17 protein-coding genes and 1 tRNA gene are annotated in these 24,172 nt (G+C 62.1%); 7 read left to right on the top strand and 11 right to left on the bottom strand.

All coding sequences use genetic code 11. From position 1 onward, the window contains the following. The first annotated feature begins 134 nt into the window (after positions 1-134). A complete protein-coding gene (waaA, locus tag HGHM_RS12540; protein ID WP_019141882.1) occupies positions 135-1,406 on the top strand; it encodes a lipid IV(A) 3-deoxy-D-manno-octulosonic acid transferase in 1,272 nt (423 codons plus the stop codon). 54 nt (positions 1,407-1,460) lie between these two features. Here the strand turns inward: waaA and HGHM_RS12535 are convergent, their stop codons facing one another. The 3 genes from HGHM_RS12535 to HGHM_RS12525 are packed head-to-tail and all read right to left on the bottom strand — an operon-like array spanning position 1,461 to position 7,296. Beyond that, positions 1,461-2,906: an efflux transporter outer membrane subunit gene (locus tag HGHM_RS12535; protein ID WP_019141881.1), complete on the bottom strand. Its 1,446-nt coding sequence runs from the start codon at positions 2,904-2,906 to the stop codon at positions 1,461-1,463. Next, entirely contained in the window at positions 2,903-6,049 is a 3,147-nt protein-coding gene (locus HGHM_RS12530; protein ID WP_019141880.1) for an efflux RND transporter permease subunit, read from the bottom strand. The genes HGHM_RS12535 and HGHM_RS12530 overlap by 4 nt, the downstream gene beginning before the upstream one ends. Positions 6,050-6,060: 11 nt before the next feature. Next, on the bottom strand, positions 6,061-7,296 hold the full coding sequence (locus HGHM_RS12525) for an efflux RND transporter periplasmic adaptor subunit (protein ID WP_019141879.1): 1,236 nt from the start codon (positions 7,294-7,296) through the stop codon (positions 6,061-6,063). Positions 7,297-7,551: 255 nt separating this feature from the next. On the opposite strand from HGHM_RS12525, the gene HGHM_RS12520 reads away from it, so the two are divergent. Further along, a complete protein-coding gene (locus tag HGHM_RS12520; protein WP_019141878.1) occupies positions 7,552-8,199 on the top strand; it encodes a TetR family transcriptional regulator in 648 nt (215 codons plus the stop codon). Between the two features lie 77 nt (positions 8,200-8,276). Here HGHM_RS12520 and HGHM_RS12515 read toward each other — a convergent pair whose 3' ends face one another. The 6 genes from HGHM_RS12515 to HGHM_RS12490 are packed head-to-tail and all read right to left on the bottom strand — an operon-like array spanning position 8,277 to position 15,783. Beyond that, entirely contained in the window at positions 8,277-9,611 is a 1,335-nt protein-coding gene (locus HGHM_RS12515; protein ID WP_019141877.1) for a TolC family outer membrane protein, read from the bottom strand. A 31-nt stretch (positions 9,612-9,642) separates the two neighbouring features. Next, entirely contained in the window at positions 9,643-9,966 is a 324-nt protein-coding gene (locus HGHM_RS12510; RefSeq protein WP_019141876.1) for a rhodanese-like domain-containing protein, read from the bottom strand. An 8-nt stretch (positions 9,967-9,974) separates the two neighbouring features. After that, complete coding sequence (locus HGHM_RS12505) at positions 9,975-10,637, bottom strand: protein-L-isoaspartate O-methyltransferase family protein (protein ID WP_019141875.1); 663 nt, start codon at positions 10,635-10,637, stop codon at positions 9,975-9,977. A gap of 41 nt (positions 10,638-10,678) precedes the next feature. After that, the gene (locus tag HGHM_RS12500; RefSeq protein WP_019141874.1) at positions 10,679-13,900 is read right to left on the bottom strand and encodes an efflux RND transporter permease subunit; all 3,222 of its coding nucleotides are present in this window, start codon (positions 13,898-13,900) and stop codon (positions 10,679-10,681) included. Positions 13,901-13,945: 45 nt separating this feature from the next. Beyond that, positions 13,946-15,118, bottom strand: coding sequence for an efflux RND transporter periplasmic adaptor subunit (locus HGHM_RS12495; protein ID WP_245549214.1), 1,173 nt, complete (start codon positions 15,116-15,118; stop codon positions 13,946-13,948). A gap of 11 nt (positions 15,119-15,129) precedes the next feature. Continuing rightward, entirely contained in the window at positions 15,130-15,783 is a 654-nt protein-coding gene (locus tag HGHM_RS12490; RefSeq protein WP_019141872.1) for a TetR/AcrR family transcriptional regulator, read from the bottom strand. Positions 15,784-16,052: 269 nt separating this feature from the next. Here HGHM_RS12490 and HGHM_RS12485 point away from each other — a divergent pair, with 269 nt between their 5' ends. The 4 genes from HGHM_RS12485 to recQ all read left to right on the top strand — a co-directional run bounded on the left by HGHM_RS12485 (position 16,053) and on the right by recQ (position 19,653). Further along, the gene (locus HGHM_RS12485) at positions 16,053-16,340 is read left to right on the top strand and encodes a YkgJ family cysteine cluster protein (RefSeq protein WP_019141871.1); all 288 of its coding nucleotides are present in this window, start codon (positions 16,053-16,055) and stop codon (positions 16,338-16,340) included. Next, positions 16,337-16,894 (top strand): DUF1439 domain-containing protein, encoded by a 558-nt coding sequence (locus tag HGHM_RS12480; RefSeq protein WP_075111714.1) that lies wholly within the window; start codon positions 16,337-16,339, stop codon positions 16,892-16,894. Before HGHM_RS12485 ends, HGHM_RS12480 begins: the two co-directional genes overlap by 4 nt. Before the next feature lie 92 nt (positions 16,895-16,986). Then, a complete protein-coding gene (locus HGHM_RS12475; protein WP_019141869.1) occupies positions 16,987-17,820 on the top strand; it encodes an undecaprenyl-diphosphate phosphatase in 834 nt (277 codons plus the stop codon). Positions 17,821-17,829: 9 nt separating this feature from the next. Next, positions 17,830-19,653 carry a DNA helicase RecQ gene (recQ, locus tag HGHM_RS12470; protein WP_019141868.1) on the top strand — a complete coding sequence of 608 codons (1,824 nt, stop codon included), beginning with the start codon at positions 17,830-17,832 and terminating at the stop codon, positions 19,651-19,653. Between the two features lie 13 nt (positions 19,654-19,666). Here the strand turns inward: recQ and trmB are convergent, their stop codons facing one another. Then, positions 19,667-20,431: a tRNA (guanosine(46)-N7)-methyltransferase TrmB gene (gene trmB, locus HGHM_RS12465; RefSeq protein WP_154652080.1), complete on the bottom strand. Its 765-nt coding sequence runs from the start codon at positions 20,429-20,431 to the stop codon at positions 19,667-19,669. Positions 20,432-20,452: 21 nt separating this feature from the next. Then, a tRNA-Gly gene (locus tag HGHM_RS12460) sits at positions 20,453-20,526 on the bottom strand. 303 nt (positions 20,527-20,829) lie between these two features. Between HGHM_RS12460 and HGHM_RS12455 the strand changes: the two genes are divergently transcribed. Continuing rightward, entirely contained in the window at positions 20,830-24,060 is a 3,231-nt protein-coding gene (locus tag HGHM_RS12455) for a DUF6701 domain-containing protein (protein ID WP_161603781.1), read from the top strand. Positions 24,061-24,172: the final 112 nt, after the last annotated feature.

Raw genomic sequence — 24,172 nt, 5'->3', positions numbered from 1 at the left:
AAGCTGATGGCCCACGATTCTTCAATGGCTGTGAACGCAGTAGATGTCAGGCTCACTCAACCCCCATCCCAACCTTCCTCCTGCCAGGGGGAAGGGGTGTACTTTGCTCCTTCAGTCGTAGGGAATCGGGGTTGATGCGAGCGATTTACTCGTTTGCCTGGCATCTGGCGCTACCGCTTGTCCTCGGCCGCTTGTGGTGGCGCGGACGCAAGGAGCCGGGCTACCGCGAGCACGTGGCCGAGCGGCTCGGTTTCTATCCTTCGCCAGTCAGCCAGGCGCGCATACCCACGTTGTGGGTGCACGCAGTCTCCGTAGGCGAAACCCGTGCCGCCGAACCGCTGATCGAGGCGCTGCTGCACGCCTATCCCGAGCACAGAATCCTCCTCACCCACATGACGCCGACCGGCCGCGCAACGGGCCGGGCGCTGTTCGCCAGGCACGCACCGCGCGTGGTGCAATCCTATCTGCCGTACGACATCGGCTGGATGGTGCAGCGTTTCATCTCGCATTTTGCGCCGCGCCTGTGTGTGCTGATGGAAACCGAGGTGTGGCCGAACCTCGTTGCGCAATGCGCAAAGCAGCGGGTTCCGGTGGCGCTGGTGAATGCGCGGCTGTCGGAGCGTTCTCTCGCCCGGGGCCAAAAGCTGTCGGCCCTAATTACCGAAGCCGCGAAAGGCATGTCCTGCGTCGCAGCCCAGACGGAGGCTGATGCCATGCGTCTGAAGCAGCTCGGTGCAAACAATGTACATGTCACCGGCAGCATCAAGTTCGATGTCACGCCGCCGGAGGATGTTCTGCGCAAGGGCGCGCAACTGCGGCGGCAAATCGGCGCGCGTCCGGTGCTGCTGTGCGCCAGCACGCGCGAAGGCGAGGAGATGCCCATCCTCGATGCCATGCGTAATGCACAGATGGGTAATGCGCTGGTGCTCATCGTGCCGCGCCATCCGCAGCGCTTCGACGAAGTGGCGCGCGAGATTTCCGCGCGCGGCTTCACGCTGCAGCGCCGATCGCAGATGGGTGATACGCCGCTGGAAGCCGGCACGCAGGTCTTGCTGGGCGACTCAATGGGGGAAATGTTTGCTTATTACGCCGCCTGTGACATCGCCTTCATTGGCGGCAGCCTGCTGCCGCTAGGCGGGCAGAACCTGATTGAAGCTTGTGCTGTCGGCAAGCCGGTGCTGATCGGTCCGCATACCTTCAATTTCAGCGTGGTGAGCGAAGATGCGATCGCGGCCGGTGCGGCCCTGCGGATTGCGGATTCCGAGGAGATGTTGCGCCAGGCGTTGCGCCTGCTGGAAGATGGGGATGCGCGTGCCGCGATGGGGGAGAGGGCGCAGGCATTCGCGCAACACCATCGGGGCGCAACGGCGCGGACATTGGCCTTGCTGCAGCCGCTTGTTGCCTAGCATTCGCCGGAAGCCATCCTCGGCTTCCGGCATTTCATAGTCAAACTACTTCTACTACTTCTGCGAGCCGTTCGCGGCTACCGACTGCTCATTCAAGCCGCCGCCCAGCGACCGATACAGGTCGATCGCATTGGTCAGTCGCAGCAGACGCGCCTGAACCAGCGACTGCTGTGCTGAAAACAGCTCACGCTGTGCGTCCAGCACGTCGAGCGAACTCGCCACACCATTCTGATACCGCTGCTCGGCGAGTTTCAGGCGCTCTTCTTCCGCCGTCAGGACCGCCTGCTGCGCATCGATCTGCTCTTCCAGCGTCGCGCGCGCCACCAGCGTGTCGGACACTTCACGGAAAGCAATCTGGATGGCTCTTTCATAGTTGGCGACCGCGATGTTGTTCCGTGCTTCCGCCAGGTTCAGGTTGCCACGATTGCGTCCGGCGTCGAAGATCGGCAGCACCATTTGCGGCACGAAGGACCAGGTACGCGATCCGGCATCGAACAGGCCCGACAGCTCGCTGCTTGCAGTGCCGATGCCGGCCGTGAGCGAGATGCGCGGGAAGAAGGCCGCCCGCGCTGCGCCGATGTTGGCATTGGCTGACTTGAGCTGCTGTTCTGCGGACCGGATGTCCGGGCGGCGCTCCAGCAGGTCGGACGGCAATCCCGCCGGGATGTCGGTGACGATGTTCTGCTCCGACAGTGGCTGCGGTGCCGGCAGATCCGTCAGCGGCCTGCCGATCAGCAGGGTCAGCGCGTTTTCTGCTTGCGCACGCTGCCGTTTCAGCGTCGCCAGCGACACCCGGGCCGTCTGCACCAGCGTCTCGTTCAGGCGCAGGTCGAGTGCGGAAGAGGCGCCCACGTCGAAGCGCTGCTTGGCCAGGTCATACCCGGTCCGGCGGCTTTCATAGGTTTTCTGCGCGATCTCTTCCTGCTCGGCGAATGCACGCTCGGCCAGGTAAGCCTTGGCCACTTCCGCCACCAGGCTGATCTGAGCGGCGCGGCGCGCTTCTTCGGTCGCCAGGTACTGGGCCAGGGCCGCATCCTTCAGGCTGCGCACCCGCCCGAAGAAATCGAGCTCGAACGCGGCCAGGTTGAGGCCGACCTGGTAGCTGTTGCTGATGACCGCGGTGCGGGTCGGGGACAGGTCAGCCGGCGTGCGCGAGCGCGAACCCGCCGCATTGGCATTCAGGTTCGGCCACTGGTCGGCCGACTGGATGTTGTACTGCGCGCGTGCTTCCTCGATGCGCAGCGCGGCAATCCGCAGGTCGCGGTTGTTTTCCAGCGCCGCCGTGATCAGCGCCTGCAGGCGCGGGTCAGGGAAGAAGGCGCGCCAGCCGATGGCGGTTGCGTCGCCCGCGGCCTGGGCTTCGGCCGTCGGATAGGCGTTCGCCACCGGCGCTTCCGGCCGCACGTAGGTCGGCGCCAGCGAGCAGCCTGCCAGCACGCTGGCCGACAGCAGAGCGATGGCCAGGGGACGACCCAGTTGCTCGTTCATATGCTTCATCATACTTTCTCCTCAGTCGGTGCCAAGTGCGCGGCATGCGTCTTGTGCTGGGGCTCTTTGCTCTTGAACAGACTGCGCACCACCACGAAGAACACCGGCACCAGAATCACGGCCAGCACGGTTGCGGTGATCATTCCACCCATCACCCCGGTACCGATGGCACGCTGGCTTGCGGAACCGGCGCCATGGGCAATCACCAGCGGCAGCACGCCGAGGATGAAGGCGAGCGAGGTCATGATGATCGGGCGGAACCGCAGATGCACCGCTTCCAGCGTGGCCTCCCGCAGGCTCTTGCCCTGTGACTGCAAGTCCTTCGCGAACTCGATGATCAGGATCGCGTTCTTGGCCGACAGGCCGATGATGGCGATCAGGCCGACTTTGAAGTACACGTCGTTCGGCATGCCGCGCATGAAGGCGCCGATCAGGGTACCGAGGACGCCGAGCGGCACCACCAGCAGCACCGCGAGCGGAATCGTGGTGCTTTCATACAGGGCCGCCAGCACCAGGAACACCGCAAGCAGGGACAGCGCGAACAGTGCCGGAGCCTGAGCGCCGGAAGTCTTCTCTTCCAGCGACTGCCCGGTCCATTCGTAGCCAATGCCTGCCGGCAGCTGTGCGACCAGCCTTTCCATCTCAGCCATCGCTTCGCCGGTGCTGCGCCCCGGTGCAGCATTACCGGTGATCTTCATCGCCGGATAGCCGTTGTAGCGGAACAGCTGGACTGGGCCGATGATCCATTTCGTCGACACGAAGGTGGACAGCGGCACCATGTTGCCTTTTGCATTGCGCACATAGATGTTCATGAGGTCTTCCGGCTGCATGCGCTGCGGCGCATCGGCCTGGACGACCACCCGCTGCTGCCTTCCCTGGTTCGGGAAGTCGTTGATGTAGGCGGAACCCAATGACGTCGACAAGGCGCTGTTGATGTCTGCAAACGTCACGCCCAGGGCGTTGGCCTTGTCGCGGTCGATGTTCAGCTGCAGCTGCGGCGTGTCTTCCAGGCCTTCCGGACGTACGCCGGTCAGGACCTTGCTCTGGCTTGCCATTCCCAGCAGCTGGTTGCGCGCTGCCAGCAGGGCGTCATGGCCGACGCCGCCACGGTCCTGCAGACGCAGGGTGAAGCCGGTCGCATTGCCCAGTTCCGGGATCGGGGGCGGGCTCAACGGGAACACGATCGCATCCTTGATTTGCGAGAACGCGCCAAAGGCACGTCCCGCGATCGCTTCGGCCGACTGGTCGGGACCGCGCAGGCTCCAGTCCTTCAGCGGGGTGAAGGCCAATGCCGCATTCTGGCCGCTGCCGGAGAAGGAGAAGCCGGCCACCGCCACGATGCGCTCCACGCCGGGCTGCTGCATGTAGTACTGCTCGACCTGTTCGATCACCTTCATTGTCCGGTTGGCGCTGGCGCCAGGCGGAAGCTGGATGTTGGTGACCAGATAGCCCTGGTCTTCCTGCGGCAGGAAGGCCGATGGCAGGCGCACGTACAGCAATCCGACGCAAACCAGGATCAGGCCGTACACCACCATATAGCGCGCGGACTTGCCGATGATCTTGCCCACCATGCCCTGATAGCTGGTCGAGGTGCGATTGAACACCCGGTTGAACCAGCCGAAGAAGCCTTTCTTTTCATGGTGATGCCCGGCCTCGACCGGCTTGAGGATGGTCGCGCACAGGGCAGGCGTCAGGGTCAATGCCATCAAGGCCGAGAACACCATCGACGCCACCATGGACAGCGAGAACTGGCGGTAGATCGCACCGACCGCGCCGCCGAACAGCGCCATCGGCAGGAACACCGCGATCAGCACCAGCGTAATGCCGATGATGGCTCCCGTGATCTGGCCCATGGCCTTGCGCGTCGCTTCGCGCGGCGACAGGCCTTCCTCGCTCATGATGCGTTCGACGTTTTCCACCACCACGATCGCATCGTCGACGAGGATACCGATCGCCAGCACCATGCCGAACATGGTCAGCACGTTGATCGAGAAGCCGAACATCAGCATCGTGGCGAAGGTACCCATCAGCGCCACCGGCACCACGATGGTCGGAATCAGGGTGTAGCGGATGTTCTGCAGGAACAGATACATCACCAGGAACACCAGCACGATCGCTTCGAGCAGGGTCTTGACGACTTCCTCGATGGAGATCTGCACGAAGCGCGAGGTGTCATAGGGGATTTCGTATTTGACACCGGCCGGGAAGTATTTCGAAAGCTCGTCCATGCGTTCCCGCACCGCCTTGGCGGTGGCCAGCGCGTTCGCGGTGGGCGAGAGCTGGACGCCGATGGCGGAGGTCGGCTTGCCGTTCAGGCGGGCCGATGTCGCATACATCTGGCCGCCGATCTCGATGCGGGCCACGTCGCGCAGGCGCACCGTGGAGCCGTCGGGATTGGCGCGCAGCACGATGTTGCCGAATTCTTCTACGGTCTGGAGCTGGCCGGTCACCACGATAGGCGCAGTGATCTGCTGGCTATTCGGATTCGGCAGTTCGCCCAGCGTGCCGGATGCCACCTGGGCATTCTGGTTACGGATTGCGGTCGAGACATCGGCCGGCGTCAACTTCAGGCCGACCAGCTTGGCCGGGTCGATCCAGATGCGCATCGCCCGCTCGGTACCGAACAGCTGCGCCTGGCCGACGCCGGGAACCCGCTTGATTTCGTTCAGAACGTTGCGCGACAGGTAATCACCGAGTGCGATCGGATCCAGCCGGCCATCGGTCGATGACAGGGTGGTCACCAGCAGGAAGTTGGAGCGCGACTTGGTGACCTGCACGCCTTGCTGGGTCACGGCCTGGGGCAGGCGCGCCTCGACACGCTTGAGGCGGTTCTGCACGTCGACCGCCGCCAGGTCCGGATTAGTGCCCGGCACGAAGGTGACCGTGATCTGGGCCTGTCCGTTGCCCTGGCTCTGCGACTCGATGTACTGCAGACCGTCGGCGCCATTCATTTCCTGTTCGATCAGGCTGACGACGCTCTCGTCCAGTGTCTGCGCGGTGGCGCCGGGGTAGGTGGCCGTGACGACGACCGATGGCGGCGCAATGGTCGGATACTGCGAGACCGGCAGTCGCGGGATCGACAGTGCGCCGGCCAGCAGGATGAAGAGAGCGATCACCCAGGCAAAGATCGGGCGATCGATAAAGAACTTAGGCATGCAATGCTCCCTTATTTAGCCTTGGATTTCGGGTCTGCCGAGGAGGCGACCTTGGTCTTGTCGGGACTCGGCTGGGATGCCTGCTGGCCTGCGTTGCCGGCAGGGGCTTTCCACGGCACAGCCTTTACCGGCGCGCCGGGACGCACTTTCTGGAATCCCTCGACGATGACCTGGTCGCCGGCCTTCAAGCCTTCGCTGACGACCCAGGAATTGCCCTGGGTGCTGTTCGCCTTGATCGGCCGCACTTCGACCTTGCCGTCGGCGCCCACTACCATGACCGCGGCGCCGTTGGCGTCGCGCTGCACGGCCTGCTGCGGAACGGTGATGGCGTTCTCGCTCACTGCCTGTTCGAGGCGGGCACGCACATACATGCCGGGCAGCAGGAACCGGTCGGGATTGGGGAACTGGGCACGCAGGGTGACTGCGCCGGTACTTTCGTCAACCGACAGGTCGGAGAACAGCAGTTTGCCCGTATGCGAGTAGGTGCGCCCGTCTTCGGTCACCAGCGTGGCCTTGGCTTCGCCGCGCGCAACGCTCTTCAGCTTGCCGCTGGCCATCGCCCGCTGCAGCTCCAGGAATTCGCCACTGGACTGGGTGAGGGTGACGTAAATCGGGTCGAGTTGCTGGACCGTCGCCAGCGGTGTTGCCTCGCCCTGGCCGACCAGCGCGCCTTCCGTGACCTGGGCACGGCCGGCACGGCCGGAAATCGGTGCGTTGACGGTGGCATAGCCGAGGTTCAGGCGCGCCGTTTCCACTGCCGCCTTGGCCGATGCGACATCTGCCGTCGCCTGCTTCTGGGCGGTTACCGCATCATCGTATTCCTGCTTGCTGATGGCATGCGTTTCAACCAGGGGCTTGTAGCGCTGCACCTTGAGGTTAGCCTGCGCCAGGTTCGCCTCGGCCCTGGCGAGCACGGCCTGGGCATTGTTGTAGCTTGCCTGGTAGGGCGCCGGGTCGATGCGGAACAGGACATCGCCTGCCTTCACATCACTGCCTTCGCGGTACACGCGCTTGAGCACGATGCCCGGCACTCGTGCGCGCACCTGCGCTACGCGGGTGGCTTCCAGCCGTCCCGGCAATTCGGTCGTGATCACGATGCGTTCCGGCTGAACGGTGACAACCGACACTTCCGGCGGCGGCATGCCGCCCGGTGCCTGAGCCGCCGCATTTTTTTCTCCGCATCCACTGATGACAGACAACATCAACACAGCCGCGGCAATGCGCGGAGCATGAACAAGTGAATTCATAAAATCTCGCACGGTAAGTTGGAGGGTGAACCGATGTCGGAATGGCAGCTCAAACATGAAGTGCATTAAATGAATGCAACTTCACGCTCAGTACCTGCGACAGTTTCATTTTTTGGAAAAGCAAAGGGTGCTATTATACATACATGCATGAATGTATGCCTCTATGCCAAAGAGATCATGCGACTTGCGGGAGTCCTGAAAATATCCGCAATTCATGCATGTTGATGCAATCAATGACACCGTCCCATATCTGAAATGGCCAGATGTACAAAAGAGGAAGCGCTGGAAACGCGTGACCGCATACTCGATGCTGCCGAACAGGTTTTTCATGCGCAGGGCGTAGCCAGCACTTCGCTCGCGGACGTCGCGGAAGCGGCGAACGTGACACGCGGCGCCATCTATTGGCATTTCAGGAACAAGAGCGACTTGTTCGATGCAATGTGCGAACGGGTTCGCCTGCCGATGGAAGCCATGGCGCAAGCCGATGCCCATGCAGAAGAGGCCGATCCGCTCGGCCGCCTGCGCGCCAGCTGCATCTTCGTGCTGAAGGAAACGGTGCGCAATCCGCATTCGCGGAAAGTCTTCGACATCCTGTTCCACAAATGCGAATTCGTCGATCCGGCCGATCCGATATTCGCGCGGCGGCGGGAGTGGTTCCTGCGCGGCACGGCGCACATCGAGCGCGTCCTGCGCAACGCAATTGCGAAAGGTCAGTTGCCCCAGGATCTGGATATCCACCTGGCGCGCGCGTCGATGCAAGCCGCCATCGATGGACTTTTGAACAACTGGCTGTTTGCGCCGGAGAGTTTCAGCCTGGACGACAATGCCGAACGGCTGATCGACGCCTGCCTCGATTCCCTGCGCTATTCGCCTTCGTTGCGCAAGCAGAAGCAGGGCGGCTGAGCGCAGCGCTACGCGCGGCGAATTCTCCGGGCAACGCAATCAAGACTGGCAGATGAGGCCATGCGCATCCAGGCGCGTCAGGGTTGCGTCTGCTCCATCAGCAAGCCGTTCACCTGCAGCAGGTCTTCTTCCTTCAATGTGCCGGCCGCGGCTTTCAGGCGCAGGCCGTTCATGATCGTGTCGTAGCGCGCCTTCGCCAGGCTTTCGCGTGTCGAGTACAACTGTTGCTGGGCATTCAGGACGTCGATATTGATCCGCACGCCGACCTGATAGCCGAGGCGGTTCGATTCAAGGGAGGACTGGCTGGAAACCTCCGCCGCCTCCAGCGCTTTGACCTGCGCCAGACCGGCGTTCACGCCGAAGAATGCCTGGCGTGCGCCCTGGGCGGCAGTGCGGCGCACATTTTCCAGGTCGGACCGGCTCTTGTCTTCGAGCGCGATGGCTTCGCGCACGCGGCTGGTAACGCCAAGGCCGGAGAAGATCGGGATCGCCACCTGCACGCCGATCGCATTGCTGGTGACGCTCGCACCCGCAGGGAACTGGGAGGACCAGCCGGCGTTGTTGTAGTTGCGGCTGGCAACCAGGTCGACAGTCGGGAGATGGCCGGCACGGTTGCGGGTGATTTCACGCTGCGCGTTCTCCACCAGCAGCTGCTGGGCGACGACACCGTAATTCTGCTGTTCCGCGCTTTCGACCCATTTCTCCATCTGCGCCGGCTCCGGGCTGTTCAGCTGTACGCCCGGGCGCAGGGTGGCGAGTTCGCCGGCCGGCTTGCCGATGATCTGTTGCAGGGCCGCACGCCGGATTTCGAGATCGTTCTGTGTCGCGAATTCCTGCGCAACTGCCAGGTCGTAGCGTGCCTGGGCTTCATGAGTGTCGGTGATGGTGGCGGTGCCGACTTCGAAATTGCGCTTGGCTGCGGCCAGCTGTTCGGTGATCGCCTCTTTCTGCGCCTGCACCGACGCCAGGGCATCCTGCGCGGTCAGAACATCGAAATAGGCCTGGGCGACACGCAGGATCAGGTCCTGCTGCGCCTGTGCGAACTGCGCCTCGCTGATGGCGACTGCCAGCTTGCCCTGCTGATACGCTTCCCAGTTGGCCAGGCGGAACAGCGGCTGGGACAGGGATAGCGTATAGCCCTTGCTGTTGAAGTTCGGCGACGAAGCTTCGACGCCGCTTGCCGTCGTATCCTGGTTCGATCGGGTATAGCTGCCGGTCAGGCCGACGACCGGCAGCAGCCCGGCGCGTCCCTGCGGCGCTCTTTCCTGCCCGGCTGCCAGCGCAGAGCGCGCGCTGGCGTACTGCGCATCGTTGGCGAGCGCTTCCTTATACACCTGCAGCAGGTCGATCGCCTGCGCATTCATGGACATGAAGACGCCGCCGAGCAGGGTCGCGACGAGGGATTTGCGCATCAGGTTCTCCGCTTGCTTCTTGATCTTGTCATCAATAGGTAGGCATGCTCTTGTCGACCTGCTGGGCCCATGCGTGCACGCCGCCCGTCAAGTTGTTCACCTGGGTAAAGCCGTTGCGTTCGAGATAGGCCGCCACCTGCATGCTGCGCATGCCGTGATGGCAGATGCAAACGATGGGGGCATCCTCTTCCAGCTCCGCCATGCGCGCCGGGATCGTGTTCATCGGAATCGAAACCGCGCCTTCGATATGGCAGGTCTGAAATTCCCAGGGTTCACGCACATCGAGCAGCAGCGGCCTGGCGCGCGCGTCGTCCGCGAGCCAGGCAGCCAGCTCGGGCGCCGTCAGCATATTCATTGTCGTTCTCAGAACTTGAAGGGGGACGGGGCCGGCGCATCGCGCAAGGGTGCGACATCGGTCTCGAACAACTTGACCGTTTCGTAACCTGCGTCCGATGTCCGCGTCGTGAGTTGCGCTGTCATGACCGGCGATTCTCCGATGATGGAGAACAGACGTCCGCCAACCTTGAGTTGCTTGAGGAAGACGTCGGGCAGTATCTGCAGCGAGCCGGAGAGCACGATCACGTCATACAGCGGTTTTTCCTCCCCCGCAGGCCAGCCCCAGGCGCCGTTGCCCTGCACGACCTCGACGTTGGAGATGCCGTAGCTTGCCAGGTTCTTTTCCGCCATGCGCTTGATTTCGGGGTCGATCTCCACCGTGGTGACGTGGCGTGCCTTGTAGCCCATCAGCGCAGCCATGTAGCCGGTGCCGGAGCCGACTTCGAGGGCGGTCTCATGCTTCTTCAGCCCGACTTCCTGCAGGATGCGCGCTTCCATTTTCGGGGTGAACATGTGGGCACCGCCCGCCAGGGGGATTTCGGTGTCGACGAACGCCAGGCTCTTGTATGCGGCCGGTACGAAGGCTTCGCGCTTGACGACCACGAGCAGGTCGAGCACGTCCTGGTCCAGTACATCCCAGGTACGGATCTGCTGCTCAATCATGTTGAATCGGGCTTTTTCGATATTCATTCTTGGCACTCAAGGGTTACAGACGAAAACACATCATTCTATCAAACAGCATCTTCCTTTTCGGCATGTTTTCCCTCCGCCGTGCCATGCGTTGGTTCGTGCGGGGCGGAGCGCCGCCATTTTTGGCGCGCCCAGACGGCGAAATCGTCGAGGTAGGTATAGATCACAGGCACCACTACCAGGGTCAGCAGGGAAGAAGTGATGATCCCGCCGATCACCGCCTGTCCCATCGGCGCGCGCTGCTCGGCGCCTTCGGCCATGCCGAAGGCCAGCGGCACCATGCCGAACACCATTGCCAAAGTGGTCATCAGGATCGGACGCAGGCGCACATGCGCGGCTTCCAGCAGGGCGGCGGCACGGTCCGCGCCGGCCTTGCGCGCGTGATTGGCAAAATCCACCAGCAGGATTGCATTCTTCGTCACCAGGCCCATCAGCATGATGAAGCCGATCACCGAGAAGATGTTGAGCGTGGAACGGAAGAACATCAGCGCCAGGAACACCCCGATCAGCGTGAGCGGCAGGGATGACATGATGGCAACCGGCTGCAGGAAGCTGGCGAATTGCGATGCCAGGATCATGTAGATGAAGACGATCGCCAGCATCAGCGCCGACAGGGCATAGCCGAAGGATTCCTGCATGTTCTTGGCGGAGCCGCCCATCTGATAGCGGTAGCCCGGCTGCCAGTGCATGCCGTCCAATGCCTTCCTGATATCGGCGCTGACCTGGCCGGCCGAGCGGCCGACCACGTTGGCGGAAAGCTCGACTTCACGGTTGAGGTCGCGGCGGTTGATCTGGTTGGCACCGGTCGAGGGCTGGATGCTGGCCACCTGGCGCAGCGCGACCATGCGCGGCGAACCATCCGCATTGGTCTGGGAACTGCTCAGCATCAGCCGCGACAGGTCGTCGACATTGTTGCGGTCGGATGGAGACAGGCGCACGTTGACGTCATAGTTTTCATCGTCCGGCGCACGCCAGGTGCTGGCAGCTTCGCCCGCCAGCAGCGGACGCAGAGCACCACCGATCTGGGCCACGCCGATGCCGAGGTCGGCGCCAATGTCGCGCTTGGGTTCGATGGAAATGGTCGGCTTGTTCGGCTTCAGGCTGGAATCGAGGTCGACCACGCCGGGAATCGCGCGGATTTTATCCTGCGCTTCCGCGGACAGCTTCGCCAGCTGGTCGAGGTCGGTGCCGAGCAGGGACAGGCGGATCTGCTTGTTGTCGCCGCCCACGCCTTCCAGCGAACCGATATGGGTGACCGTGATCCCGGCGACCTGTGACAGCCGCTCGCGCAGGGGAATGCTCATCTGCGAGGTGTTGCGGGTGCGCTGGTCGCGCGGCGTCAGCTTCACATAGGTCGTCGCATAATTCTTGCCCTGCGCGGTGCCGGTATTGACGGTGGTGTAGAGATCGCGCACTTCCGGGAACTCGCGCAGCACCGCTTCCACCTGGCGCGCCTTGCTTTCGGTGAATTCCAGCGAGGAACCGACCGGTGTGTTGTACACCACGCCGGTTTCGGAATAGTCAGCCTGCGGCACGAACTCGCTGCCGATCAATCCGCTCATCGGGATCGCAAAGCCGCCGAAGAAGGTCGCGACCGCGATCACCAGGGTAGCCTTGCGATGGCGCAGCGACCATTTCAGCAATACCTGGTAGGTATCCGACAGCCATTGCACCATGCGCTCGAACTGATGCAGCACGCGGCCGATGGTCTGGCCGTACCAGCCCTTGCGCTCGTGATGTGCGCCATGCACCGCAGGGTCGGGCCAGATGGAGGACAGCATCGGGTCCAGAGTGAAGGACACGAACATCGAAATCAGCACTGCAGCCGTCACGGTCACGCCGAACTGGTGGAAGAAGCGACCGATGATGCCGCCCATGAAGCCGACCGGCAGGAAGACCGCGACGATGGAAAAGGTGGTGGCCATCACCGCCAGGCCGATCTCGGCCGTGCCATCCAGCGCCGCCGTCTTGTGATCCTTGTAACGTCCGTTCACCTTCATGCCGGCATGGCGCACGATGTTTTCCCGCACCACGATCGCATCGTCGATCAGCAGGCCCACGCACAGCGACAGCGCCATCAGCGTGATCATGTTGATGGTGAAGCCGAACATGTACATGAACAGGAAGGTGCCGACCAGCGCCACCGGCAGGGTGAGGCCGGTGATGACGGTCGAGCGCCAGGAATTGAGAAACAGGAACACGATCAGCACCGTCAGCACCGCGCCTTCGATCAAAGTGCGGCGCACATTCTCGACGCCGACCCGGATCTGGCGCGAGCTGTCGCGGATCACGCTGAGCTTGACCCCCGGATAGAGCGCACTGATGGTGGGTTGCAATTCCTTCAGCGCGGCCTGCAGCCCATTCACCACGGCGATCGTGTTTTCCCCCTGCGCTTTCAGGATATTGAGGGCAAGCGTGCGCTGTCCGTTGAAGGTGGCCAGGCTTTCCTGCTCTTCCTGGCCGTCGACCACGGTCGCGATCTGCGACAGCGTGACCGGCTGGCCGCCGCGCCGTGCGACGATGATACGGCCGAATTCCTCCGGATTTTTCACCCGGCCCTGGATCTGCACCACCTGCTCGGTGGCGGAAGAGCGGATGGCGCCGGTCGGCAATTCCTGGTTCTCGTTGCGCACTGCGCTGATCACCTGGTCAACTCCGATGCCGAGCGCTTCCATCTCGGTCGGCTTCACATAGATATTGATTTCGCGCTTGACGCCGCCCACCAGCGTGACGGAGCCGACGCCGCGCACGTTTTCCAGGCGCTTCTTCACCACCTGGTCGGCGATGGTGGTCAGTTCGCGCAGGCTGCGCTCGCTGGCCCCGGCTTCATTGCTGACCGAGATCGAGAAAATCGGCTGGCTGGCGGGATCGTAGCGGGTGACGCGCGGCTCCTCGACTTCCTTGCGGAATGCGGCCTTGACCAGCGCCACCTTTTCCCGCACGTCCTGCGCCGCCTGTGCCGGGTCAACGGTGAGGACGAATTCGATGATGACGATCGAGGTGCCTTCATACGAGCGCGACGTCAGGCTGTTGATGCCGCTGATGGTATTGACCGCTTCCTCGACCTTGCGCGTGATATCGGATTCCACCGTCTCCGGCGAGGCGCCGGGATAATCGGTCTGGACCACGACCACCGGGAAGGTGACGTCCGGGAACTGGTCGACCTGCAGGCGCTGGTAGGAAAACAATCCCAGCACGAGGAAGGCGGCCATCATCATGGTCGCGAGGACCGGGTTGCCAATGCTGATGCGGGTGAACCACATGATTGATCCTTCAGGCGCGCTCTTTTGCAGAGCGGGCGCGCCTTGTCATTTTTGAGCGGGGAGGTTGCCTGCGACAGCCATGCCGGCCGGCTGCGCGATCCTGATCGGGGTGCCGGTGCGCAGGGTGCCGAGATTGTTCCGGACGATCTGCGCGCCGCTTTCCAGTCCCTTTAGGATTTCGACCGCGTTGCCTCCGCCATCGTCGCCGCGCATGCCGAGCTCGACCGGCTTTTGCAACAGCTTGCCGTTTTCGATCGCATAGACATAGGTCTGGCCGGCATCGCTCTGGATGGCGGATTGCGGAACCGTCAGCACGCCGGCTTTCCGGGCAATCGTCAGCTGCGCTTCGCCGAACATGCCCGCGCGCAGCAAGCCCTGCGGATTGGCGATCTGGACATAGGTGAGGATGGAGCGGGAGCCCGACTGCGTGGAGGGATTGATGCGGACCACCGTCCCGGTCAGCGGCGCGGACAGGCCTTCAACCCGCACCTGGACTTCCTGGCCGATCGTGATGTTGACGATGTCTGCGGCCGGCACCGCGGCTTCCATCTCCATCTGGCGCAGGTCAACGATATCGAGCAGGCGGTTGTCGGGCGACACTTTTTCGCCGGGCTGGACTGAGCGGCTGCTGACGAGCCCCGAGATCGGTGCACGGATCACCGTGTCGCCGAGTGCCTTTTGCGCCACATCGAGCGCGCCGCGGGCGGAATCGACATTGGCCCTGGCGATATTGAACTGGCTCTCCGCGTTGTCGAAGGCATTCTTGGAAATGAAGCCTTTTTCCAGCAGCGCCTTGTTGTTGTCACGGGTCTTGGAGGCGATCTCGAGCTGGCCGCGTGCGGCCGCCAGCGCCCCCTTGGCCTGGTCCAGGCGCGCCTGGTATTCGCTCACATCCATCTTGACCAGCACCTGGCCGGCGTGCACAGCCTCGCCTTCGCGCACCAGCACCTCGCGCACTTCGCCGCCGACCCGGGCCTTCACCGAAGCCTGGTTGACCGCGCGCAGCGAACCGGACACCGGCAGCCGGCGGCGCAGGTCGCGCGGTTCCACCCGCATCACATCGCCGGGCAGGAATTCCAGCACCGCGGGCGCCTGGGCGGATTGCATCGCGGGAGTGGCCGGCTGCGCCTGCTTCTTTTTCAGCACGGCTGCGCCGCCGCCTGCGGCCATGAGCAATACCGCAAGAATGATCAGATAACGCGAACGGCGTTTCAACATGACTGCTCCATTCATCTTGACGGTGCGGGCGCGGGACTCAGCAGGCCATTCAAGAACAGGTCGATAAAGCTTTGCAAATATTCCTCGGCCGACACCGCTTTCACCTCGCAGCCGGCGAAGGAATGCTGCCAGAGCATCAGCATCAGCATCGGGGCGATGAGCACGGACGTCGCCTGGCTCACTTCGATCTGGCGGAATTCACCACGCCGGATGCCGCGCTCCAGCACGCCGGCCACCATCACATGGGCGCGCGCGATCACTTCGTCATGGTAAAACTTGGCGACTTCAGGAAAGTTGGAAGACTCTGCCATGATCAGCTTGGTGATGCCGGAGAGCTTGGTATTGGCGACCCGCTCCCACCAGCGCAGCACCAGCTTGCGAAACAGTTCGACACTGTTGCCCTCGTGGCGGCCGATGAACTGTTCCGCTTCGCCCAGCACGGGAATCACGTTTTCCCGCACCACCGCCTTGAACAGTTCTTCCTTGTTGGCAAAGTAGAGATAGAGCGTGCCCTTCGATACGCCGGCCCGCGCCGCCACGTCATCCAGGCGGGTTGCCGCGTAGCCGCGCTCGACGAACAGGTCCAGCGCGGCCGCCAGCAGTTCCTGAGGACGTGCTTCCTTGCGTCGGGTCCAGCGCGGCTTGTTCTTGAAAGGGCAATCCATTTCGTTTGGGCAAAGAAAAATAACTTACTCGTGAGTCAGCAATATAGGGGCCAATACCGGCAGCGTCAAGGCTGAGCGGAACGCTTTCATCGATGTGCTATTGCCATGCCTGAATGAGCCGGGCAAGCTGCCAGAGGCATGGCCGGATTGAAGGTAGAATCTGCCGTTGCCTGATTATTCCCCCATGCTTCCGCACACCCTCGTGCGGATCACAATGTGTACGGCTCCCGCGATGCCGACATCCTTGTCCATCGGGCATTGTTTTTCTTATGAACAAACTTTCATGCCGTTCCGGCTGCGGCGCCTGCTGCATTGCGCCCTCGATTTCATCTCCCATCCCGGGCATGCCGAATGGAAAGCCGGCGGGCGTACGCTGCGTGCAACTGGACGAAGCCAACCGCTGCAGGATTTTCGGCCGCCCCGAACGACCGGCCGTCTGCGCCAGCCTCCAGCCCTCGCCGGATATGTGCGGCAACAGCGCCGGGGAAGCGATGGTCTATCTGCTGCACCTGGAACGATTGACGTCATCATCGAAGCCGGAGGAGTTGCCGCAATGAAATTAAAAACCATCGTGCCAATGGCCACGGCATTCGTTCTCGCACTCATGCTGTCCGCTTGCGCCAGCCTGCTCGGGCCGCGCAACGTGGATATTCCTCTGTCCCGGTTGCAGGAAGCGGTAGCGCGCAAATTCCCATTCGATTACCGCTACCTGGAATTGTTCGACATGCATCTCGCCAATCCGCAGGTAAGTCTGCAGCCCGACAGTAACCGCATCCTGACCAGCATGGATGCGGCCGTGACGCCGCCTTTCCTCAAGCAGAAATGGCAAGGCAATTTTGCCATCTCCGGGCAATTGAAATTCGATCCCGCGCGCAATGCGCTCGTGCTGGCGCAGCCCCGCATGGAAAGATTTGCACTGGATGGCGTCGACTCGCCGTACGCCAATCGCATTGCGCGCGCAGCTAGTGAGCTGGCGGAGCAGCTGATCGGGGAAGTGCCGCTCTACACTTTTGCCCCGGACGATCTGCGTTATGGCGGCACCCGTTTCAGCTTGTCGAAAATCACGACAAAACGCGATGGTCTCGTGGTAACCTTTGAGCCCGCCAGATAGCCTGAACAGAACGGTCTATTTGGAGGGATCAGCCCGCAGCGTCGCAACCAGCGGGCTTTTTGTTATCCACTTCACCAGCATATCAATACGACATGGATCTCGTTCTCGCGCTCAAGGCGCTCATCATGGGGATCGTGGAAGGCCTGACGGAATTCCTGCCGATTTCCTCCACCGGCCACCTGATCCTCGCCGGCAGTCTGCTGAACTTCACCGGCGAGACCGTGAAAGTGTTCGAGATCGTGATCCAGGCCGGGGCCATGCTGGCGGTCTGCTGGGAGTACCGCGCGCGCATCGCCCGCGTGCTCGGCGGCTTGTCCAGCGATGCCAGTGCGCGCAAATTCGTGATCAACCTGGCGATTGCCTTCCTGCCGCTGGCAGCGCTGGGACTGCTGTTCGGCAAGAAGATCAAGGCGGCATTGTTTGCACCGGTGCCGGTCGCGATCGCCTTCATCGTCGGCGGCCTGCTCATCCTCTGGGTCGAGCGCCGCAACAAGAGCAATCCGGTGAAGGCGCGCATCAATTCGGTCGATGAGATGTCCGCGCTGGATGCCCTGAAAATCGGCATCGCCCAGGCCTTCGCCCTGATCCCGGGCACCAGCCGCTCGGGCGCAACCATCATCGGCGGCATGCTGTTCGGCATGTCGCGCAAGGCGGCCACCGAATTCTCCTTCTTCCTTGCGATGCCGACGCTGATCGGCGCCACGATCTATTCGCTGTACAAGGAACGTGCCCTGCTCACCGCGGCCGACTTGCCCGTGTTCGGCATCGGCACCATTGCCGCCTTCGTCTCCGCCTTCCTGTGCGTGCGCTGGCTGCTGCGCTACATCAGCTCGCACGATTTCACGGTATTCGCCTGGTATCGCATCGTGTTCGGGCTGGTCGTGATCGCCAGCGCCTACAGCGGCTGGGTCGTGTGGGCGGATTAAAATAGCGGGATGCCTGACAAGAACAGCAGCGACCCGGCGCTGCACATACTGCAATCCGTTTTCGGTTATCCCTCCTTTCGCGGCCAGCAGGCCGAGATCGTGAACCATGTCGCCCGCGGCGGCGATGCGCTGGTGCTGATGCCGACCGGCGGCGGCAAGTCCCTCTGCTATCAAATCCCTTCATTGCTGCGCGATGGCGTCGGTGTCGTGGTGTCGCCGCTGATCGCGCTGATGCAGGACCAGGTCGATGCGCTGGCCGAAGTCGGCGTGCGTGCCGCTTTTCTGAATTCCACCCAGTCGTTTGATGAAGCAATGCGCACCGAGCGCCAGGTCCGCAATGGCGAGCTCGACCTGGTGTACGTTGCGCCGGAGCGGCTGATGACGCCGCGCTGCCTCGAACTGCTGGAAGCCTCGAAGATTGCCCTGTTCGCCATCGACGAGGCCCATTGCGTTTCGCAATGGGGGCATGACTTCCGTCCGGAATACATCAAGCTGTCGGTGCTGCATGAGCGCTTTCCGGCGGTGCCGCGCATTGCCCTGACCGCCACCGCCGATCCCCAGACCTGCGCGGAAATCGCGCACCGCCTGCAGCTCGACGACGCGCGGCAATTCGTCTCGTCCTTCGACCGTCCCAACATCCGCTATCAGATTGTCGAAAAAGCCAATGGCCGCAAGCAGCTGCTGGATTTCATCCAGGGCGAGCACCCGGGCGATGCCGGCATCGTCTATTGCCTGTCGCGCAAGAAGGTGGAAGAAACGGCGGAGTTCCTGAATGCGCATGGCGTGCCCGCCTTGCCGTATCACGCCGGCATGGAGATGGCGCAGCGCACCGGAAACCAGGCGCGCTTCCTGCGCGAGGAATCGCTGGTAATGGTCGCAACCATCGCCTTCGGCATGGGCATCGACAAGCCGGACGTGCGCTTCGTCGCGCACCTGGATTTGCCCAAGAGCATAGAAGGCTATTACCAGGAAACCGGCCGTGCCGGGCGCGATGGCGCGCCGGCCGATGCCTGGATGGCTTACGGCTTGCAGGATGTGGTGCAGCAGCGGCGCATGATCGATGAATCGGATGCCGACGAGAATTTCAAGCGGGTGCAGTCGGCCAAGCTGGATGCGATGCTCGGCCTGTGCGAAACGCTGTCCTGCCGCCGGGTGCGCCTGCTCGATTATTTCGGCCAGACTTCCGCGCCGTGCGGCAATTGCGATATCTGCCTGAATCCGCCGGTGTCTTATGACGGCACGGTGCAGATGCAGAAACTGCTGTCGGCGATCTACCGGGTGGACCAGCGCTTCGGCGCGGCGCATGTGATCGACGTGCTGCGCGGCGTGGATTCGGACAAGGTGAAGCAATGGCGGCACGACCAGCTGTCGACCTTCGGCATCGGGCGCGACCTCGGCGACACCGAATGGCGCGCGATCATGCGGCAGGCCATCGCGCTCGGCTTGGTCGAAGTCGACCACGATGCCTACGGCACCCTGAAGCTGACGGAAAAGGCGCGCCCGGTGCTGCGCGGGGAACAGAGTATCCAGCTGCGGGAATACCGCAAGCCGGCCAAATCCAGGCGGCAAGCGGTCAAGCCAAGAGGATTTGTCGAAAGCGACTTGTCTGCGACCGAGCAGGCGCTATTCGAGAAGTTGCGCTGGTGGCGAATGGAGACGGCGCGCAGGCACAATGTGCCGGCTTATGTGATTTTCCACGACGCCACCATGCGCGAGATCGCCAAGGCAAAGCCGCTGTCGATCGACGAATTGCGCACGATTTCCGGCGTGGGCGAGAAGAAGCTGGAGACCTACGGCGACGAGATCGTGGCGCTGATCGCCAGCCTGGAGTGAGCCCTGCGGGCGCTCAGCGCTTGCGGAACACCAGGTCCCACACTCCGTGGCCCAGCTTCAGGCCGCGGTTCTCGAACTTGGTGACCGGGCGATATTCGGGACGCGGCGCATAGCCTTCCGCCGTATTTTCCAGCGCCGGTTCCGCGCCCAACACTTCCAGCATCTGCTCCGCATAGTCCTGCCAGTCGGTCGCACAATGCAGGTAGCCGCCGCACGCGATGCGTGACACCAGCTGGCTGACAAAGGGCGGCTGGATCAGGCGCCGCTTGTTGTGGCGCGCCTTGTGCCAGGGATCGGGAAAGAAGATGTGCACGCCTGCCAGCGACTCCGGCGCAATCATGTCCCGCAGCACTTCCACTGCATCATGCTGGATCAGCCGCAGGTTGCTCAGTCCCTGCTCGCCGATCAGCTTCAGCAGGCTGCCGATGCCCGGCGTATGGACTTCGACGCCGAGGAAATCCTTGTCCGGCATGCCGGCTGCGATCTTCGCCGTGGTATCGCCCATGCCGAACCCGATCTCCAGGATCAGCGGCGCCTCGCGTCCGAAGGCCTGGCGGAAATCGAAGGGTGCCTTTGCATACGGAATGCAGAAGCGCGGCCCGAGCGTTTCGATCGCTTTCGCCTGCGCATCGGACAGGCGGCCGGCGCGCGTGACAAAGCTGCGGATGCGCCGTTCGGTCGGGTCGTAAAGCATCTGCCTGGGTGCGGCGTCGGAAATCTTGTCGGACATGCTGGGTAGCGTGGCGAATTTACGGATGTCGATAAAAAGAAAAGGCACCGCAACGGTGCCTGGCAAATCTGGAGCGGGTGAAGGGAATCGAACCCTCGTCGTAAGCTTGGGAAGCTTCTGCTCTACCATTGAGCTACACCCGCGATAGATCTGGATTATACGACGGAAGGTGATGGCGGTCGACATCAGTTCCGGCCCGGCATTGCCGTATTGACCAGGGTCCAGGGAACCGGTGCCACGCGGACAAAGATATCCACTGTACGATCGGCGCCACTTTTTGCAAAGTATCTGCTAACTCGACAGCGCCCTTGGTACCATAGCGCCCTTCATCGAATGCGGTTATCAGACCGCAAGAGCATCATCATGCATCAAGCACAAAGTCGTAGGGAGAATTAAAAAAGATGTGGTCGTGGTTGTCTCCCTACGGTTGTTTTAGAAGGTGGTGCATGTTCGCAGTTTTCGCAGCCTTCTTCCGGGATCATCTGTCCCGTGGAAGATCAATTGCATTGAAGGCAATGCGCTTCTCGGGGCTCGGGTTCCTTTCCTGGCTGTGTCGCCTGCTGATGCTTGGCTTGCTGTTCGAAGTCCCTGTCACAAGCCATGCTGCTCCTCCTTATGAAGCAACGCAATGCGCGGCCCCACGTTTCGGCTCGGACCTGAATTGCACCGCCAATGATGTTTCGATCAATACCATCACGGTCGTGAGCGGATTTCCGTCATCCTGTGTTGGTGGCCAAACCCTGCCACTGGATCTCGACGTGACGATTCAGTTTGCGTCGCCTACGCGTTATAACGTCGGGGTCTTTGTTTCCAGTGACGGGAAAAACCCGCGGCAATTGCCCGCCAATGGCGGTTCTGCCTCGTGTTCGGTCGCCGTCCTGCCCAATGCCAGCCCGTTCCAGAATCTCGACGGCGGCAGCTGCGGCGATGGCAGTGGCGCAATCAGCGGCAATACCGGCAAGGGCACGTTCAGGATGACGGGCGTGGCCGTTCCCTGCACCACCGATGGCAGCGGCAATGCACTTTTGACCATTCCCTATCTGGTGTCCTGGGATCAGAGCGACAATTATGGCGCCTGCACCGGCAATACCTACCCGGCGCCGGGCACGACCTCGAAGTGCAATACAGGTACCGTCAGTTTCCCGCCGGGCACCAGCATCATCGTCCTGCCGGGCATTACCATTACCGATGGTGTCACCACGGTTGGCTCGGGAAGCACGATCACCTATACGATCGTCATCACCAATACGACGGGCAGTCCTCTAAGCGGCGCGGTCTTCAAGGATCCGGCTGTAGCCAATTTCACCGCCAGCAGCGTCACATGCACCGCGGGCGGCGGAGCAACATGCCCCGCTACTCGTACCGTTGCAGCGATGCAGGGGACGGGCATCACCTTGCCCAGCATGCCTGTCGACAGCACATTGACGTTCACGGTGACCGGCACGGTCGGGTACGTTGCCGCGCCGACTTCGCTTACCAACACCGCAAGCGTCACGGTCAAGTCGACATCCAATACCGCCAGCGACACGGACACCATTACTGCGTCGGTGCATCATTACGAGCTGTCGCTGCCATCAAGCAGCGTATCCTGCCTGGCGAGTACGGTGACCGTGACGGCTTGCGCGGATGCGAACAGCCCCTGCACCAATCCATCGACTGCCGTTGCCGGAGCCACCGCTATGCTGGCAAGCAATGCCGGCACGCTGGGCTCCAGTATCGTCACATTCAATGCCGGCGGCATCGCCACGACGACCCTCAGTTATCCCGGCGCTCCCGATGGCAGGGTAGCGACCGTGACCTTGTCAGGGGAGTCGGTCGGGGGCAGCAATGCGCGCCTATGCTGTCCGAACGGCAGCAGTTGCACGATTGCGAACAGTTGTTCCAGCACCTTCAACACAGCCGGCTTCGTGTTCGCCAGCGCGCCGAACGGCCCTCCCGCAACCAGCACGATCCCGGCCCAGGTGGCGGGCACGACATCCGGCACCTACTACCTGCGGGCCGTGAAGAGCAGCGCTACCTCGACGCAGGCTTGTGCGTCGGCATTGACCGGAGCGACGACCGTCAACTTCGGGTATGAATGCAAAAATCCGACGACTTGCTCGAGCGGATACCTGATGAGCGTCAACGGAACGACATTGAACAACTCGAGCAACGGCAATGGCGGCCGGTCCAATATCAACCAGCCAGTCAGTCTGACCTTTGATGCCAATGGCAATGCGCCATTCACGCTGAACTACAACGACGTGGGCCTCGTAACGCTCCTGGTCAGCAAACCCGCGGGCGGCGCGCTGCTCACCTCCCTGACTGGTTCATCCAATTCCTTCGTGGTCAAGCCGGACCATTTCGATATATCGGACATCAAGCGGACTGCCGACAATTTCGCCAATCCTGCCGCGGCAGATGCTGCGGGACAGGCCTTCATCAAGGCTGGCGCCAGCTTCACGGCCACGGTGAAGGCGATGACATCGGGCGGTGCGGTCGCGTCCAACTACGGCAGGGAAACTATCCCGCAAGGCGTGCGCTTGCTGCCTACCCTGGTTGCGCCGGCCGGCGGGCACAATCCTGCGCTAACCAATGCGGTGATCGCGGGGAGCGAATTCGGGCCAAGCGGGCTGGTCGCAACGGATGAAAACGGCTGGGCTACCGTTAACAATCTCGCATGGGATGAAGCCGGCATCATTAAACTCGATGCAATAGCAGACAATGCCGGCACTAATGACTATCTTGGCGCCGGTCCCGCTCCAAATGCTGCGACCGGCACGATCGGCAACATAGGGCGCTTTTACCCGGATCATTTTTCGATTTCGGGAGGGGAAATCACGAATCGCGCAGACTTGTCCTGCACGATAGCGCCGGCCTTCACCTATTTCGGCGAGCAATTGAATGCGGTGTTCACCCTGATCGCGAAATCATTGAGCGGTGCAACCACGCAGAATTACACCGGCAAGTTTGCGTATCTGGATCCGACTGTCTTCGGAAATCTGCAGATGGGAGCGGTCGACCGGACGACAGGGCTGACGCCGCCACCGCCCTATCTGTTGACATCGAAGATCAGCAATTCAGGCATGCCGGCGTCAACTTGCGCGGGAACCTCGTGTTTTTCGAATACCGGTTCGCGCGGGACGGCGACCATTACAGCGCCATTCTTCTTCACGCGTGCCGCGTCGCCGGAGGGCGCGTATGCAGCGGTGGACGTGGGCATCAATCCGGTCGACTCGGACGGAGTAACAGTGCCCTTCGATATCGATACCGCGACGGCGACGAATCCGGGCTCCAGCCCGAACAAGGGCAAAGTGGCATCCACCATGCTGCGCTATGGCCGCCTGATGATCCCAAACAATTACGGCTCCGAACAGTTGCCGCTGTCGCTCAATGTGGTGGCCCAGTATTGGAAGGGCACATCCTTTATCACCAATACGCTCGATAGTTGTACACCGCTTGCCAGTTCCAGTTTTGAATTGGCTGCAGCGAGCGGAGGCTCATTTGGTACGACTATTACCGGCGGCGGCACCATGTCTTCGGGAACAGGCCGGATTACGCTCACGAAGCCAACGGGAATGACAAGCAAGGGAAGCAAGGATATAAAGTCAACGATTCCTTATCTGCCAGGCGTCGGGCGGGAGACTTTCGGCATCTACAAGGCAGGGCCGGCGATTTATCTTCGGGAACTGTATTAAGCCGGGTGTGAAGCAAGGGTTCGCAACAAGTCTGCAGCCCGCTTGCTGTCAAACGAGCGGGCCACGAAAAACAACGACATGCCGTAATCGCGCACGTTGATCATGCCGGACA

This window comes from Noviherbaspirillum massiliense JC206 (genome assembly GCF_000312045.1).
In the GTDB taxonomy this organism is placed as follows: domain Bacteria; phylum Pseudomonadota; class Gammaproteobacteria; order Burkholderiales; family Burkholderiaceae_D; genus Noviherbaspirillum; species Noviherbaspirillum massiliense.
The sequence above is the reverse complement of the archived record's forward strand: the minus strand, read 5'-3'. Positions and strand labels throughout refer to the sequence as shown.